Genomic DNA, 15,753 nt, shown 5'->3' on the forward strand with positions numbered 1-15,753 from the left:
TGCCCCGCGCGTCCGCCGGGCGGTGGGCGTCAGGCGGCGTCCGGGGCGGTCCGCGCGTAGGTGAGGACGACGTTGCCGCGCTCGAAGACGCGGCTGTCGGTGAGCGTGAAGGCGCGGGGCCCGAACTCCGCGCGGAACAGCGGGATGCCCGATCCGACCACCACCGGGTACTGCTTGATGATCAACTCGTCGATCTCGGGCAGCAACTGGCCGGCCAGGTCGGCGCCGCCGCAGAGCCAGATGCCGAGCCCGTCCTGCTGCTTCAGCCGGCGGACGAGGGCCACCGGGTCCTCCGCGGCGACCTCCACCGCCGGGTCCGGGCTGGTACCGAGGGTGCGGGAGACCACGATCTGCCGCAGGTGGGCGTAGGGGCTGGTGAGGCCCACGGCCAGCCCCGGTGCGTAGGTGCCGCGGCCCATGACGACGGTGTCGAAGCGCTTGTTGGGTGCCTCCGCGATGCCGAACGCCGCGCGGCCGGGGGTGGGGATGGTCTCCGGGCACTCGGCGAAGAGCGTCGAGGTGTAGTCCTCGGTGAGGAACGGCGCGAAGAAGTCGAAGCTGTCGTCCGGGCCGGCGATGAAGCCGTCGATGGTGGTGCCGATGAAGTAGGTGAGCTTGCGCATGCAGGTCCTTTGGGGTCGGGAAGTGGCGCGGGCTGTGCGGCCCGCCGCCTAACCACTCCGACTATAGTGCTCCAGCTGTAGTGGTTGCCGAGGTGCTTTCGGACCCGGGCGCCCCGGCCCCCGAAAACCCCGCGAGAGAGAATCGACCCATGGTCCAGAACCCCGCCCGCCGCACCGCCCTCGCCGACGCCGCCATCGAGGTCCTCGCCCGCGAGGGCGCCCGCGGCCTCACCTTCCGCGCGGTCGACGTGCAGGCCGGCGTCCCCAACGGCACGGCCTCCAACTACTTCGCCAACCGCGACCACCTGCTCCACCAGACCGCCCGGCACATCCACCACCGGCTCACCCCGGACCCGGCCGTCATCGCCGACCTGCTGCGGGCCCCGCGTGACCGCGCTCTGGTCGCCGCCCTGATGCGCGACCTGATCCGCCGCATCTCCGCCGACCGGGCCGGCTACCTCGCGATGCTCGAACTGCGCCTGGAAGCCACCCGCCGCCCCGGCCTGCGGGCCCAGCTCACCGGCACCATCCGCGAGCAACTGGAGGCCAACGTCGCCTACCACCTCGACGGAGGACTGCCCGGCGACCGCGAGACCGTCCTCGTCCTCTACCTCGCGATGACCGGCCTGATCGTCGAACACCTCACCCTGCCCGAGGTGTTGGGCACCGACACCCTGCCCGCCCTGCTCGACACCATCGTCGAGCGAATCGTCCCCGCGACCTGACCCTGCCGGCCTCGCGTTTCGGCGGGCGAGGGGGCGGCTGTGCCGGAGGGGGTGTCAGAGGGTGTGCGGGGGCCTGCCCGTCCACCAGTTGCCGGGGGCGTCGGGGTCGCGGCTGGTCCAGAACTCGATGATCGCACTGGTGAACTCGGCTGCGGAGAGGGTGCCGTCGCCGTCGCGGTCGAGGTGGCGGAAGGCCTCGTCGGCGTCGTCGCGGGAGAGGCCGGCGAAGTGGCCGCGCTGGAAGACGAAGAACTCGCCGGCGTCGACCGTTCCGCTGCGGTCGGTGTCGGCGACGGCGAGGAAGGCGTCGGCGAGTGCGCCGAAGCTGGTCCGCGCGGCCTCGGGGTCGTCGGAGAGGGCGCCGGTCGAGCGGACGAACTGTTCGCGGGTGATCGCCTCGGTGCCGGCGGGCAGGTGGGCCAGGTGCAGGTCGTGCCAGACCGTCAGGTAGGCGCGGACGATGACGGCCTCGGCCTCCGAGCCCTCCTGGTGGCCGAGCGAGCGGGCGACGGCGATGCCCATGAGGACGTGGTCCCGTTCGGTGAGGAGTCCGTCGCCGTCGGCGTCGAGGTGGTCGAACCCGTGGTTGATCTTTGCTGTGAGCAGGTCGTCCGACAATGTGCCCCCTCTGTTGGCGATCACTACGACACGTCGCCAGCACGCTAGTGCCTGGAGTCGCGCTCGCGCAGCCGAACGACGGGCGAACGACCACACGGGCGCAACTCAAGGGCGAGGTTGCTGGCCGTCCTGGTGCTCGGCCCAGACGTACGCCTCGGGGAGCAGGTCGAGGACGGGCAGGGCGAGCAGTTCCGTTCCCCGCTTGACGATGATCTCGACTGTCGGGAAGTAGTCGAGCAGCACCTGCCGGCAGCGGCCGCACGGCGGCACGACGCCCCGGCCCCGGTCGCCGACCGCGACGACCGTGGTGAGGTCGTACGCGCCCTGGCCGGCGGCCGCGCCGATGAGGACGAGCTCCGCGCACGGGCCGCCGGTGAAGTGGTAGGCGTTCAAGGCCGTGACGATCCGCCCGTCGGCGTTGCGTCCGGCGGCCGCGACGGTGTGGTTGTCGCCCCGGGAGAAGCGCTGGGCCACCGCCCGGGCGGCCTCGACGAGCTCCTGGTCGACGGCTGCGCGGTCTCCTACGGGGTCGGATTGATCGCTGGCGGACATATTCGCTGGGACTCCTTGATCGCACATGACAGGCTTCGAGCATGGACCGACCGCCCCTGACCGTGCCAACGCTTTGCGCGGGCCCCTTCACCCTTCGCCCCTGGCGCCTCACCGACCTCGCCGTGGTCCGGGAGGCGGGCACCGACCCGTACATCCCGCTGGTCACCACCGTCCCGGCCGCCTCCGCCGGGTACGACGACGAGGCCGATCGGGCGTTCGTCGAACGGCAGTGGGCGAGGGCGGCGGACGGCACCGGTTACTCCTTCACCGTGGCGTCGCGGCCGGACGACCGGGCCGTCGGCTTCGTCGGGCTGTTCCCGCAGGCCGACGGCAGGGCCTCCATCGGTTACTGGACGGCCCCCTCGGCGCGCGGCCGTGCGGTGGCCGGACACGCGCTGCGGACGGTCGCGGCCTGGGCGTTGGACGACCTCGGCCTCGCCCGGCTGGAGCTGTACATCGAACCCTGGAACGCCGCGTCCCTCCGGACCGCCGAGCGGACCGGCTTCCGGTGCGAGGGCCTGCTGCGCAGCCACCGCATCGTCGGCGACGAGCGCCGCGACATGCACCTCTACGCACTCCTCCCCACCGACCCCCGCGAGGCCACGCCCGACCGCACGGTCACGCCCGACCACGCGGCAACCGACCCCAGCGAGGACCGGTCCCAGGATTAGTGCACCGCGGCCAGCAGTTCCCGGGTGTACTCGGTGTGCGGCGCGCTGAACAGGCGGTCGCGGTCGGTGGACTCGACCAGTCGGCCCCGGTGCATCACGGCCACCCGGTCGCAGAAGTGCCGCACCACGGCGAGGTCGTGCGAGACGAACAGGAAGGCGACGCCGAGGCGTTCGCGCAGCTCCATCAGCAGGTTGAGCACCTGCGCCTGGACCGAGACGTCGAGGGCCGACACCGGTTCGTCCGCGATGATCAGGCGCGGCTGCGGGGCGAGGGCCCGCGCGATGCCGATCCGCTGGCGCTGTCCGCCGGAGAACTCGTGCGGGTAGCGGTCCAGGTGGGCGGCGGGCAGCCCGACCTGGTCCAGCAGTTCGGCCGAGCGCTCCCGCCGCTGCGCCGCGTCGAGTGAGGTGTGCAGGCGCAGCGGGGTGTCGAGGGTCTGTGCGACGGTGCGGCGCGGGTTGAGGGAGGCGTACGGGTCCTGGAAGACCAGCTGGATCTCCCGGCTGAGCCGGCGCCGCAGCTCCCGGCTCGGGCGGGTGGCGTCCTGGCCGTCGTACAGGACCGTTCCCGAGGTGGGTTGTTGGAGGCCGGCCAGGACGCGGGCGGTGGTGGACTTGCCGGAGCCGGACTCGCCGACCAGTCCGAGCGTCTCGCCGGGGGCGATCCGCAGTCCTACGCCCTCCACTGCCCGGACGGGCTCGGCGCGCAGGCTGGGAAGGCGGCGCCGCCCGGGGAAGTGGACGGCGAGGTCCGCCACCTCGACGAGCCAGCGCTCGGGGTGTCCGACCGTCCGGGGCGCGAATTCGGCGCTGGGTGACGGGTCGTCAACTGTCGGCAACGGCGAGCCGGGTACGGAGTCCAGGGTGAGCGCCGCCCCGACCAGTGCGCGGGTGTACGGTTCGCGCGGCGCGGCCAGCAGCTCGGCGGTCGGCGCGGACTCGACCTCGACGCCGCCGCGCAGCACGAGCGTGCGGTCCGTCGTCCCGGCGACCACGCCGAGGTCGTGGCTGACCAGCAGCACCGCCGTGCCGTGCTCGCGCTGCAACTCGCCGAGCAGGTCGAGGACTTGCCGCTGCACCCGGGAGTCCAGGGCGGTGGTGGGCTCGTCGGCGATCAGCACCTGCGGGTCGTTCATCAGTGCCATGGCGATCATCACCCGCTGGCGCATTCCGCCGGAGAACTGGTGCGGGAAGTCGCGCACCCGGGCGGCCGGGATGCCGACCCGGTCGAGCATCGCGGCGGCCCGTCGGCGGGCCTCGGCGCGGCCGGCGCCGGGGTGGTGCAGCCGGTACATCTCGGCGAGTTGGGCGCCGACGCCGTGGAAGGGGCTGAGCGAGGTGAGCGCGTCCTGGAAGACCAGCGCGGCCCGGCCTCCCCGGACCGGGCGCAGCGTGGACTCCGTCGCGCCCACCAACTCCTGCCCGCCCAGCCGGATCGAGCCGGTGACGGTGGTGGTGCGCGGGTCGTGCAGGCCGAGGACGGCGAGGCCGGTGGCCGACTTGCCGGAGCCCGACTCGCCGACCAGACCGAGGACTTCACCGGCGGCGAGGTCGAAGGAGAGCCCCCGGACGGCGGTCGCGGGCGCCCCGCCGCGCGGGTCGGCGAAGGTGACGGTCAGATCGCGAACGCTCAGCACGGGCTCTGCGGAGGGCGCGGCACCAGGCCCAGGAGCGGCCTCCGACACGGCTCCAGGCATGGCTCCGGGCACGCCCCCGGACACGGATTCAACAGTGGACGTCATCGAACGGCTCCAGTCAGCTCAGGCGGATTCGCGGGTCGAGCCAGGCCACCACCAGGTCGGCCAGCGCGACGAACAGCACCACGAAGCAGGCGGCCAGCAGCACCGCGCCGACCACCGCGGGCAGGTCCTGCCCGGACACCGCCTGGGCGGCGAACCGCCCGACCCCGTTCAGCCCGAACACCGTCTCGGTGATGACCGCCCCGCCGAGCAGCACCCCGGCCTCCAGGCCGAGCAGTTGCACCAGTGGTCCGGCGGCGCCGCGCGAGGTGTACTTGAGGTGGGCGCGCAGCCGGCCGAGGCCCTTGCCGCGTGCCGTGCGGACGTACTCCTCGTTCATCGTCTCCAGCAGCTGGGAGCGTGAAAGCCGGGCGAACACGGCGGAGTTGACGAAGCCGAGGACGAGCCAGGGGAGCAGCAGCCCGCCCGCCCAGGCCGCGAGGTCCTCGGTCGGCGGGGTGTAGGAGGGCAGTGGCAGCAGGCCGGTGGAGTAGACCAGCGCCCACTGGGCGACGTATCCGAGGAAGTAGATCTGCACGCTGGCGCCGACGAGGGTGAAGCCGGAGAGCAGCCGGTCGGTGCGGCCGCCGTGCCGTAGCGCGGAGACGAACCCGGTGCCGAGGCCGAGCACCAGCAGGACGGCGAGGGCGCCGGCGGTGAGCGAGAAGGTGACCGGCAGGTGGTCGGCCAGGGCCTCGGTGACGGGCTGGTGCAGCCGGTAGGAGTAGCCGAGGCAGGGCGCGTCGCAGTGGATGACCGAGCCGTCCACGTCGCTGATGTCGCGCCCGGCGACGACCCCGGTGAGGTAGTCGGTGTACTGGGTGAGCAGCGGCTGGTCCAGGCCCATGCTCTGGCGCACCGCCGCGACTTGGCCGCTGTCGCAGCGCGGGCCGCAGGCGGCGCGGGCCGGGTCGGCGGGCGCGGCGTAGAAGAGGGCGAAGGCGGCGGCGGAGACCGCGACCAGGACGGCGAGGGCCTGGAGGGTCCGCCGCAGGGCGAAGGAGAGCATGGCCGGTCCGGGGTCGACGGGACGGGGAGGCGTGCGCGAGGGCTACGTGGAGCACACGGGGAGTGCAGGACTTCAGGGGCCCGCCCCCGCACCGACCGGCGCGGGGGCGGGTACGGCGGTCAGGACTTCAGGTACAGCCACGCCAGGCTGACCGTGCCGTAGATGGGGTGGATGAACGCCCCGCCGACGTTGGAGCCGCGCACCTGGTTGACGTTCGCGTAGACGAACGGCAGCACCGGGACGTCCTGCATCACGGTCTTCTCCAGCGCGTACAGCTCCTTGGCCTTGGCACGCGGCTCGCCGATTTGGTTGATCCGGTCGATCTCCTTGTCCACCGCCGGGTTGCGGTAGCGCGCGGAGTTGAGGTCGCTGCCGGCGCGGCCGTCGAAGGAGAACGGAATCAGCGTGGACGGGGTCGGCCAGTCGACGGAGGAGGTCTCCTCGAACAGGTCGTACGGGGAGTCGGCGCGGTGCACCTCGTCCAGGAACGCCTTGGGGTCGATCGGCTTGGGCACGATGGTGATGCCGGACTTGGCGAAGCCGTCCACCAGCACCTGCGCGGTGCGCTGCCCGTCCGGGGTGTTCTTGTACCCGTAGGTCAGGCTCGTCGGCGCCTGCTTGGCCTTGGCGAGCGCGGCCTTGGCGGCCTCCGGGTCGCCTTCGGGCTTGACCGGGTAGAGGTCGTACTTCTCCCAGTCGATCAGTGCCGGCGAGCTGAGCGTGCTGGCGAGTTCGCCGATCCGGGAGCCGCCCTGGACCTGGCGGGCCTGCTGGCGGGGGTAGCCGAGGTGCAGGGCCTTGCGGACCTCGACGTCCGGCACCCGCTCGTTGTTGATCACCAGCTGGGTGACGAAGGCGCCCTGGCGCCCGGAGACGACCAGGTCCTTGGCCTTCGGGTCGGTGTCGGCGGTCTGGTACAGCTCGGGGGAGAGCACGTCGGAGGCGGTGGTGGCGCTGGCGCCGCCGTCGCGCCCGGACAGGATCTCCTGGTTGATGTTGAGCGCCTCCTTGCCGAACGTGAAGACGAACTTGTCCGGGTACTGGCTGCGGATCGGGTCGGTCTCGGCCTTCCAGGCGGGGTTGCGCTCCAGCACCATGCGGGTGTTCTGGACGTGCTCGACGATCCGGTAGGGGCCGGTGGCGAACGGCTGCCGGTCGTAGTCCGTCCCGGTGTCCTTGTCCCGGCGCACCGGCGAGGACGAGGACTGCGCGGCCATGTACGGGACGTCGGCCTGCGGCTGCGGGAAGTGGAAGACGAGGGTGTGCTCGTCGGGCGTCTCGATCGCGGCCAGGTCGCCGTCCTGCGGGCCGGCGTACTTGGCGCGCGCAGCCTCGTAGCTGGCCTCGCCGGTGAGCCACTGCGGCCAGTACGGCGGGCCGACCTCGTAGCCCTTGCCGAAGCTGCGCTCGATGCCGTACTTGACGTCCTGGGCGGTGATCGGCTTGCCGTCCTCCCAGGCCACGCCGTCCTTGAGCTTGTACGTCCAGGTGCGCCCGCCGTCGCCGGAGGTGCCGGTGTCGGTCGCCAGGTCGCCGACCAACTTGGCCTTGCCGTCGACGATCTGATATTGCGTCAGCTGGCGGCCCCAGAGCAGCGAGGCGTTGTACGTCGCGCCCGCGTAGGCCTTCTGCGGGTCGAGGTGGCGGAACTCGACGCTGTTGTACACGTTGACGGTGCCGCCCACGCGGGCGCCGGCAACGGCGGGGGCCGGGCCGGCGCTCTCCTTCTCGCCGCCGAGCGCGGCGGTCAGCGGGGACGTCTCCTTGGCGGCCGCCCCGGCGGGCGCCGGGCCGGTGCCCGCGCCGGCCGAGCAGGCGGTCGCCAGCAGGGCGGTGGCGACGACGGCGAGGGACGGTCTGGTCCAGCGCATGGCGAATCTCTCCTTGCCCCGGGAGTCGGGGCGGGTCGGGGCGGTCTTGGGGTGATGGACGGAGGAGGACGGGGGCTCAGCGGGCGGCGCGCGGGTCCAGCGCGTCCCGGACGGCATCGCCGAGCAGGTTGAAGGCGAGCACGAAGAGCAGCAGGGCGACACCGGGGAAGACCATGTAGGTCGGATCGGCCTGGAAGACCTCGGAGCCGCGGGAGATCATCCGCCCCCAGTCCGGGATCGGCTCCGTGATGCCGACGCCGAGGAAGGACAGCACCGCTTCGGAGGCGACGAAGGTCGGCACCGCCATGGTGGCGTGCACCAGCAGCTGCGAGCGGACGTTCGGCAGCAGTTCGTGGACGACGACATGGAATCGGCCGGCGCCCTGGGCCCGGGCGGACTGCACGAAATCCCTTTCCCGGAGCGACCGCACGGTGGCCCGCAGGGAAAGCGCGAGCGGAATCCAGCCGAACGCGGAGAAGACCAGGATCAGCACCAGGAACTGCATCCACTCCGGTTCCGCGGCGCCCGGATCGACCAGCCGGGACTGGATGACGGGGCTCAGCGCGAGGAGCAGGAGCAGGGTCGGAAAGGCCAGCAGCACGTTGGCCAGGAAGCCGAACAGCCGGTCGGCGATCCCGCCGAGGTAGCCGACCGCGACCCCGGCCAGCACGCCGAGCGTGGTGGTCACGGCGGCGGAGGCGAAGGCGATCAGCAGCGAGGTGCGGATGCCGTAGAGCAGCTGGGTCAGGACGTCCCGGCCGAGCCCCGGCTCCAGGCCGAACCAGAAGTCGCCCGAGATGCCGCCGTTCGGCAGGACGGGCAGGCCGCTGTCGCTGAGCAGGCCGGGGGAGTTCTGGCCGTAGTGCTCGACCGGGTTCTTCCCGTACAGGGCGGCGATCAGCGGGGCGGCGAGGGCGAGCAGCAGGAAGAGCAGGACGACGGCGAGGGCGGCGGCGCCGACCCGGTCGCGCAGGAGTCGGCCGAGCAGCCTCGGCGCGGCGGGTGCGGGGACGGAGCCCGCTGCTGTTTCGACCACGGCCATGAGAGGCGTACTCCCCGAATTCTCCGCCGCCCTGTGGGTGAGGGTGCGCTGGTGTGCATTTCCGAACCGGCCCCCGGGGGTTTCCCGTCGGCCGTTCGAGCGCCATCAGACCGGATGCGCGGGGAGGTCCGCAAATCACCTCCGGCGGTTTTCCCCGGCATTGTTTCGGCGCGTATTGCGGCTTCATTCGGCGTCATTGCGCCGCAATACCGGCGTTGCAGAAGAACGGACATCGAGGGGCGAAACGGGCGTGCCGTCCCGAATCCTGAGATCTCCGCCACATCCCCCCGGGCATTGGTACGATCCCGGGGAGCCGCGACTGGCGCGCACGGATGGAACCGACCATCGGGAAGCGGCTCCGTGCACCCGCACGACAGTTGCCGAGCGCCTGGGCCGTCCGTACTCGTCCGTGCACCACGAGGAGACCGCCTTGGCCACCCCGCACACCCCTCATGCCGTTGAGGCCGCTCAGGCCCCGCACACCGCCGCCGGCGCGGCCGCCGACACCGCCTTCCGCAGCGCCCTCGACGTGGTCGCCGGCGTGGAGCCGCGGATCGCCGCCGCCATCGGCCAGGAGCTGGAGGACCAGCGCGCCTCGCTCAAGCTGATCGCCAGCGAGAACTACGCCTCCCCGGCCGTCCTGCTCGCCATGGGCAACTGGCTCAGCGACAAGTACGCCGAGGGCACCGCGGGCCGGCGCTTCTACGCGGGCTGCCGCAACGTCGACACCGTCGAGACCATCGCCGCCGAGCACGCCCGCGCCCTGTTCGGCGCCGACCACGCCTACGTCCAGCCGCACTCCGGCATCGACGCCAACCTCACCGCCTTCTGGGCCGTCCTCTCCCAGCGGGTGGAGAGCCCGGCGCTGGAGCGGGCCAAGGTCCGGGGCGTCAACGACCTCACCGAGCAGGACTGGGCGCAGCTGCGCCAGTCGCTCGGCAACCAGCGGATGCTCGGCATGTCCCTGGACGCCGGGGGCCACCTCACCCACGGCTTCCGACCCAACATCTCGGGCAAGATGTTCGACCAGCGCAGCTACGGCACCGACCCGGCCACCGGCCTGATCGACTACGACGCGCTGCGCGAGACCGCCCGGGAGTTCCGCCCGCTGATCCTGGTCGCCGGCTACTCCGCCTACCCGCGACTGGTCGACTTCCGGCGGATGCGCGAGATCGCGGACGAGGTCGGCGCGACCCTCATGGTCGACATGGCGCACTTCGCCGGCCTCGTCGCGGGCAAGGTGCTGACCGGCGACCACGACCCCGTCCAGCACGCCCAGATCGTCACCACGACCACCCACAAGTCGCTGCGCGGCCCGCGCGGCGGCATGGTGCTGTGCGACACCGAACTGGCCGAACACGTCGACCGCGGCTGCCCGTTGGTGCTCGGCGGACCGCTCTCGCACGTCATGGCCGCCAAGGCGGTCGCCTTCGCCGAGGCCCGCCGACCCGAGTTCCAGACCTACGCCCGCGCCGTCGTGGACAACGCCCGGGCGCTCGCCGAGGGCCTGCTGCGCCGCGGCGGCCGGCTGGTCACCGGCGGCACCGACAACCACCTCGTCCTCGCCGACGTCTCCGGCTACGGCCTGACGGGCCGTCAGGCCGAGGCGGCGCTGCTGGACTCGGGCGTCGTCACCAACCGCAACTCCGTCCCGCAGGACCCGAACGGCGCCTGGTACACCTCGGGCGTGCGCCTCGGCACCCCGGCCCTCACCACCCGCGGCCTCGGCACCGCCGAGATGGACGAGATCGCCGCCCTGATCGACACCGTCCTGCGCGCTACCACCCCGACCACCACCGCGGGCGGCGCCCCCTCCAAGGCCCAGTACCGCCTCGACGACGCCGTGCGCGACGGCGTCGCCAAGCGCGCCACCGACCTCCTCGCCCCCTTCCCCCTCTACCCGGGCGTCGACCTCACCTGACCGGCCCCGCCCGACCGGACTCGTCCGACCGACCCCGAAACCCGAACCCCCGGGCCCGCCGCCCCACTTGCGGCGGGCCCGGAGCCGGCGCCGAGGCCGGCACCCCGCTCGGTACCGAGGTCAGTACTGCAGCGACTTGTACTGGAGGAACTCCTCCAGCCCGTGGCGGCCCAGTTCGCGGCCGAGGCCGGAGCTCTTGTAGCCGCCGAACGGGGCGAGCGGGTTGAAGCGGCCGCCGTTGAGGTCGACCTGGCCGGTGTCGAGGCGGCGGGCGAAGGCGGCGGCGGTGTCGGTGTCCGCGGCCCAGACGCCGCCGGCCAGGCCGTACTCGGTGTCGTTGGCGAGTTCGGCGGCGTGGTCCTCGTCCCGGTAGGGGAGGACCACCAGGACGGGGCCGAACACCTCCTCCCGGGCGATCGCCATGTCCCCCGTGACGTCGGCGAGCACGGTCGGGTGGACGTAGAAGCCGGTGGGCAGACCCGGGACGGGCTCCGCGCCGCCGACGACCAGCCGGGCGCCCGCGGCGAGCGCGCCCTCGACGTAACCGCGCACCCGGGCCAGCTGCTTGGCGTTGACCAGCGGGCCGATCCGGGTCTGCGGGTCGGTCGGATCGCCCGGGGCGTACTTGGCGGCGGCCTTCGCGGCTGTCGCGACGGCCTCCTCGTACTGGTCCTGGTGCACCAGCAGGCGGGTCCACGCGCTGCACGTCTGGCCCGAGTTGGCGAACACGTTGGCGATGTTGACGTTGACCGCCCGGGTCAGGTCCGCGCCCGGCAGCACCACGTTGGCGGACTTGCCGCCGAGTTCCAGGGAGACCCGCTTCAGACCCCGGCCGGCCGTCTCGGCGACCTGCCGGCCGACGGCGGTGGATCCGGTGAACGAGACCACGTCCACGCCCGGATGGGCGGCGAGCGCCGCACCCGCCACCGCGCCCGTGCCGGTGACCAGGTTGAACGCGCCTGCGGGGAAGCCCGCTTCGTGCACCAGCCGGGCGAACAGCCGGGCCACCAGCGGGGTGTCCTCGGCGGGTTTGAGGACCACCGGGCAGCCGGCCGCCAGGGCCGGGACGACCTTGGCGACGATCTGGTGCAGCGGGTAGTTCCACGGCGTGATCGCCGCGACCACCCCGGCGGGCTCGGCGAGCACCACCGAGTTGCCGATCCGTTCCTCGAAGGGGTGCTCGGCGAGCAGTGTCAGGTAGGAGGTCGCCACGGTCAGCGGCAGTCCGGCGTGCACGGCGGCGGCGAAGCCGACCGGGGCGCCGAGTTCGGCGACCACGGTGGCGGTGATCTCCTCCTGGGCGGCGGCGATTCCGTCCCGCAGCCGGGTCAGCAGGGCGAGCCGGTCCGCGCGGGCGGTCGTCGCCCAGCCGCGGGCCGCCCGGCGGGCCGCGGCGACCGCGGCGTCGACGTCGGCCGACCCGCCGGCCGGCACGGTGGCGAGCACCTGCTCGGTCGCCGGGTTCAGCACCTCGATCGACCCGGCGTCGTCCAGGGAGGGCCGCCAGGCGCCGTCGATGTACTGGTCGCCGTACTCCGCGTGCTGCTGCACCGAGTGTCCTCTCATCCGGTCGGCCGATTGACCAACAGCGCTAGTCAAGGGGCCAGTCAAGGCGGCCCGGTCGGCCGTGCGCAAGAGCCAATCCGGCCCGGTGGGCCGGCGGGTTACCCCGGGGCGAACCGCGCGGTGTACTCGTCGAACGGCTCGGTCCCCGCGCCCGCGCCCCGCTCGTCCGACCGCTCAAGGACCTCGCACGGCCACGGCACCGGGGCGGCCGCCCGCCCACCGGCCTCGTCACCGCCTCCGCCGTCAGCTCCACCGCCCGCCCCCGGACGTCCAGTTGACGATCAGCGTGCGGCGCGACCAGCCGGGCGGCGGTCCGCCGTCGCGGGACACCGGACGAACCGTCCCGAAGGCTCCGCGTTCACCCTCCGACAGCGAAACGACGGTCCGCGAAAATCATTGCGCGAAAAGCTCCTCACGCCTGCGGGCACCGCTGTAGATTGCAGCGAACTCAGCGGTGAGGCACTACTGTTGCCAGTGGTTCGTAGTGGTGCACATGGTCCGGGACCAGCGCGTCCCACGGTCGGGCGGGGGCTTCCACCGGGCTGAGGTCTGGCTCAAATCCGCAGGTCATCCGTACCGCATAAGGAGCATCCCGTGACCGATGCCGCGTTGAAGGACGAGTCGCAGCGGCCTGCCGAACCAGCCGTGCTGGAGGACGTTCCGGGCTGGTTCTGGGACCATGACCGGCACTCGTTCGACTGGTTCATGGGACGGCAGGAGAAGACCGGGGTCACCGGTAACCTGCTGGAGATGGGCGCGTACCTGGGCCGCAGCGCGATCGTGATCGGCGAGCACCTCCAGCCCGGCGAGTCCTTCACCGTCTGTGACCTCTTCGACTCGGACGCGCCGGACGACGAGAACGCGGCCGAGATGGACACCTCCTACCGGAAGTCGCTGACCCGCTCGGCCTTCGAGGTCAACTACCTCGCCTTCCACGAGGAACTGCCGGAGATAATCCAGGCCCCGACCTCCGCCCTGGCCGGCGGGCGGATCGCGGCGGGCACGTTCCGCTTCATCCACATCGACGCCTCGCACCTGTACGAGCACGTCGTGGGCGACCTCCAGGTGGCCCGTGTCGCGCTCCAGGACCAGGGTGTCGTCGTCCTGGACGACTACCGCTCGCAGCACACCCCGGGCGTGGCCGCCGCGACCTGGGGCGCGGTCTTCAACCACGGGCTCAAGCCGATCATGTTGACCGAGTGCAAGTTCTACGGCACCTGGGGGGATCCGGAGCCGTTCCAGCGTGATCTGCTCGACCGGGTGGACCTCGCCTCCGGCTGTTACCTCAGCTCCGAGACCTTGAACGGGCAGCAGGTGCTCCGGATGACCGGCGACTCGGACGGGATCGGCGCGTTCCGCCCCTCCCGCCACCACCGGCGGCTGGCCGCCGAGGCGGCCCGGGACGAGGCCTCGCAGTCCCGCCAAGCGGTCCAGGAGGAGGCCGCCCGCGACCTCGCCGCCCGCCGGGCCCGCGCCGCCGAACTGCGCCGCCCGGCCAATGTCGCCAAGCGCGCCGCCCGCGACCTGCTGCCCCCGGTCGTCACCTCCGTCATCCGCCGCGCCCGCCGCGGCTGACGGCCGCCCGCCGACGGCCGACGGGTCCGACTGTCACCCGACACTCGGCCCCGCCCTGTCCCGCCCCGCCAACGCCGAAGGGCCGGTCGACGAACTCGACCGGCCCTTCAGCGATGCCCGTTCCCTCAGGCCCGCGAGGCCTCCCGCGGCTCCTGGCCGGAGCCCGCGGAGCCCGCAGAGCCGTCGGAGCCCTCGGCGGCCGCGGCCTCCTCGGCCAGCTCGCGCCGGACGGCGGCCAGGGACGGGTTGGCCCAGGCGCTGGCGACGCCCCAGTAGTAGAAGGCCAGCGCGATGGCCGCGACGACCAGCAGGTCCCAGCCCTCGGGCAGGTAGCCCTGGCCGCCGAAGTCGGTGCTGCCGGCCCAGGAGACGCCGGCCATCACGAACAGGTACGCGACCATCCAGGCGCCCGCCTTCAGGTGCGGCTTCAGCTCGGCCCACGGCTTGCGCAGCTCGTACCAGGCCCAGATCGGCAGACCGGCGGCCATCAGCAGGATGACCTTGCCGGTGAGCGGCCAGCGGGCCCAGTACAGGACCAGCGAGCCGAACACCATCGCCACGGGCGCGATGACCGGCATGGCCCGCAGCCGGACCGGCCGGGGCAGGTCCGGCGCGAGGCGGCGCAGCGCCATCACGGCGACCGGGCCGGTGACGTACGAGATCACGGTGGCGACCGAGACGATCTCGGCCAGCGAGCCCCAGCCGCGGAAGACCGCGAGGAACAGGAAGGCGACCACCAGGTTGAGCACCAGGGCCGGGCGCGGGATGCCGGTCTTGGCGTCGACCTTGCCGAAGATCTTCGGCAGGTGGCCGTTCTCCTGCACGCCGTGGATCATGCGCGAGGTGGTGGCGGCGTAGATCATGCCGGTGCCGCTGGGGGAGACGAAGGCGTCCGCGTACAGCAGCAGGGCGAGCCAGTTGAGGCCCCAGACCATCGCGAGGTCGGCGAGCGGCGAGGTGTAGGCGAGGCTGCTCCAGCCGTGCGACAGGTCGGCGGCCGGGATGGCACCGATGAAGGCGATCTGCAGCGCGACGTAGATCACCAGGGCGATCAGGATCGAGCCGATGACGGCCTTGGGCAGCGACTTGCCGGGGTCGCGGGCCTCGCCGGCCAGGTTGAGCGGGGACTGGAAGCCGTTGAAGGCCCAGACGATGCCGGACACCGCGACGGCGGTGAACACGGCGCTCCAGCCGTTCGGCGCGAAGCCGCCGTGGTCGGTGAAGTGGGCGGTGTCGAAATGGGCGAACAGCAGCGCGCCGGCGGTCAGGGTCGGGACGATGACCTTGAAGACGGTGATCGCCGTGTTGGTCTTGGCGAACATCGTGATGGCGAACCAGTTGAGGATGAAGTAGCCGACCAGCAGCACGCTGGCCAGTGCCACCCCGCTCAGGGTGAGTTCCTTGCCGTTGTACAGCCCCTGTGCCCAGCCGAAGTGCCAGGAGCTCATGTACTGGACGGAGGCGGTGGCCTCGCCGGGGATGACCGAGACGATGGCGATCCAGTTGGCCCAGGCGGCGAGGTAGCCGGCCAGCGAGCCGTGCGAGTACTGGCCGTACCGGACCATGCCGCCGGCCTTGGGGAACATCGACCCGAGCTCGCTGTAGGTGAGCGCGATGGTCAGTGCCACGGCGGCCCCGATCACCCAGGCCAGGATCGACGCGGGGCCGGCCAGCCGGGCGGCGCGCTCGGCGCCGAACAGCCACCCGGATCCGATGATCGATCCGAGCCCCACGGCGGTGAGGCTGATGGTGCCGAGCGATCGCCGGTAGTTCTGATGTGATGCCGTCGGAGACTCTGGCTCACTCAACGTATCGGTCCTCTCGCTCGGGGTTTCATCGGG

13 protein-coding genes and 1 riboswitch are annotated in these 15,753 nt (G+C 72.4%); of the genes, 4 read left to right on the forward strand and 9 right to left on the reverse strand.

Going from position 1 to position 15,753, the window contains the following annotated elements; genetic code table 11:
• Positions 1-29 precede the first annotated feature (29 nt).
• Positions 30-623, reverse strand: coding sequence for a dihydrofolate reductase family protein (locus AB0R04_RS02135; protein ID WP_363367270.1), 594 nt, complete (start codon positions 621-623; stop codon positions 30-32).
• Between the two features lie 149 nt (positions 624-772).
• Between AB0R04_RS02135 and AB0R04_RS02140 the strand changes: the two genes are divergently transcribed.
• Positions 773-1,348, forward strand: coding sequence for a TetR family transcriptional regulator (locus AB0R04_RS02140; protein ID WP_363367271.1), 576 nt, complete (start codon positions 773-775; stop codon positions 1,346-1,348).
• 54 nt (positions 1,349-1,402) lie between these two features.
• Here the strand turns inward: AB0R04_RS02140 and AB0R04_RS02145 are convergent, their stop codons facing one another.
• Both AB0R04_RS02145 and AB0R04_RS02150 read right to left on the reverse strand, forming a co-directional pair.
• A complete protein-coding gene (locus tag AB0R04_RS02145; RefSeq protein WP_063350081.1) occupies positions 1,403-1,966 on the reverse strand; it encodes an EF-hand domain-containing protein in 564 nt (187 codons plus the stop codon).
• A gap of 105 nt (positions 1,967-2,071) precedes the next feature.
• Entirely contained in the window at positions 2,072-2,518 is a 447-nt protein-coding gene (locus AB0R04_RS02150) for a cytidine deaminase (RefSeq protein WP_363367273.1), read from the reverse strand.
• Between the two features lie 41 nt (positions 2,519-2,559).
• On the opposite strand from AB0R04_RS02150, the gene AB0R04_RS02155 reads away from it, so the two are divergent.
• Positions 2,560-3,189 (forward strand): GNAT family protein, encoded by a 630-nt coding sequence (locus tag AB0R04_RS02155; protein ID WP_363367275.1) that lies wholly within the window; start codon positions 2,560-2,562, stop codon positions 3,187-3,189.
• Here the strand turns inward: AB0R04_RS02155 and AB0R04_RS02160 are convergent.
• The 4 genes from AB0R04_RS02160 to AB0R04_RS02175 form a co-directional block, all read right to left on the reverse strand.
• A complete protein-coding gene (locus AB0R04_RS02160; RefSeq protein ID WP_363367277.1) occupies positions 3,186-4,826 on the reverse strand; it encodes an ABC transporter ATP-binding protein in 1,641 nt (546 codons plus the stop codon). The genes AB0R04_RS02155 and AB0R04_RS02160 overlap by 4 nt on opposite strands.
• Before the next feature lie 118 nt (positions 4,827-4,944).
• Complete coding sequence (locus AB0R04_RS02165; RefSeq protein ID WP_063350084.1) at positions 4,945-5,937, reverse strand: ABC transporter permease; 993 nt, start codon at positions 5,935-5,937, stop codon at positions 4,945-4,947.
• 119 nt (positions 5,938-6,056) lie between these two features.
• Positions 6,057-7,808 carry an ABC transporter substrate-binding protein gene (locus tag AB0R04_RS02170; protein ID WP_363367279.1) on the reverse strand — a complete coding sequence of 584 codons (1,752 nt, stop codon included), beginning with the start codon at positions 7,806-7,808 and terminating at the stop codon, positions 6,057-6,059.
• Positions 7,809-7,884: 76 nt separating this feature from the next.
• The gene (locus tag AB0R04_RS02175) at positions 7,885-8,850 is read right to left on the reverse strand and encodes an ABC transporter permease (RefSeq protein WP_363367281.1); all 966 of its coding nucleotides are present in this window, start codon (positions 8,848-8,850) and stop codon (positions 7,885-7,887) included.
• A gap of 305 nt (positions 8,851-9,155) precedes the next feature.
• Positions 9,156-9,251: riboswitch (ZMP/ZTP riboswitch) on the forward strand.
• Between the two features lie 29 nt (positions 9,252-9,280).
• Here AB0R04_RS02175 and AB0R04_RS02180 point away from each other — a divergent pair.
• Positions 9,281-10,771 (forward strand): glycine hydroxymethyltransferase, encoded by a 1,491-nt coding sequence (locus AB0R04_RS02180; RefSeq protein ID WP_363367283.1) that lies wholly within the window; start codon positions 9,281-9,283, stop codon positions 10,769-10,771.
• Between the two features lie 120 nt (positions 10,772-10,891).
• On the opposite strand, the gene AB0R04_RS02185 is transcribed toward AB0R04_RS02180, so the two are convergent.
• Positions 10,892-12,322: an aldehyde dehydrogenase family protein gene (locus tag AB0R04_RS02185; protein ID WP_363367285.1), complete on the reverse strand. Its 1,431-nt coding sequence runs from the start codon at positions 12,320-12,322 to the stop codon at positions 10,892-10,894.
• 609 nt (positions 12,323-12,931) lie between these two features.
• On the opposite strand from AB0R04_RS02185, the gene AB0R04_RS02190 reads away from it, so the two are divergent.
• Positions 12,932-13,912, forward strand: a complete 981-nt coding sequence (locus AB0R04_RS02190) for a class I SAM-dependent methyltransferase (protein ID WP_363367287.1) — start codon at positions 12,932-12,934, stop codon at positions 13,910-13,912.
• 125 nt (positions 13,913-14,037) lie between these two features.
• On the opposite strand, the gene AB0R04_RS02195 is transcribed toward AB0R04_RS02190, so the two are convergent.
• The gene (locus AB0R04_RS02195; protein WP_363367289.1) at positions 14,038-15,720 is read right to left on the reverse strand and encodes an APC family permease; all 1,683 of its coding nucleotides are present in this window, start codon (positions 15,718-15,720) and stop codon (positions 14,038-14,040) included.
• Between the last annotated feature and the right edge of the window lie 33 nt (positions 15,721-15,753).

The organism is Kitasatospora sp. NPDC056731, from assembly GCF_040687675.1.
Taxonomy (GTDB): Bacteria; Actinomycetota; Actinomycetes; order Streptomycetales; family Streptomycetaceae; genus Kitasatospora.

Coding starts and splice junctions, on each gene's coding strand:
- AB0R04_RS02135 (WP_363367270.1), bottom strand. CDS start 623: ATGCGCAAGCTCACCTACTTCATCGGCACCACCATCGACGGCTTCATC.
- AB0R04_RS02140 (WP_363367271.1), top strand. CDS start 773: ATGGTCCAGAACCCCGCCCGCCGCACCGCCCTCGCCGACGCCGCCATC.
- AB0R04_RS02150 (WP_363367273.1), bottom strand. CDS start 2,518: ATGTCCGCCAGCGATCAATCCGACCCCGTAGGAGACCGCGCAGCCGTC.
- AB0R04_RS02155 (WP_363367275.1), top strand. CDS start 2,560: ATGGACCGACCGCCCCTGACCGTGCCAACGCTTTGCGCGGGCCCCTTC.
- AB0R04_RS02165 (WP_063350084.1), bottom strand. CDS start 5,937: ATGCTCTCCTTCGCCCTGCGGCGGACCCTCCAGGCCCTCGCCGTCCTG.
- AB0R04_RS02170 (WP_363367279.1), bottom strand. CDS start 7,808: ATGCGCTGGACCAGACCGTCCCTCGCCGTCGTCGCCACCGCCCTGCTG.
- AB0R04_RS02175 (WP_363367281.1), bottom strand. CDS start 8,850: ATGGCCGTGGTCGAAACAGCAGCGGGCTCCGTCCCCGCACCCGCCGCG.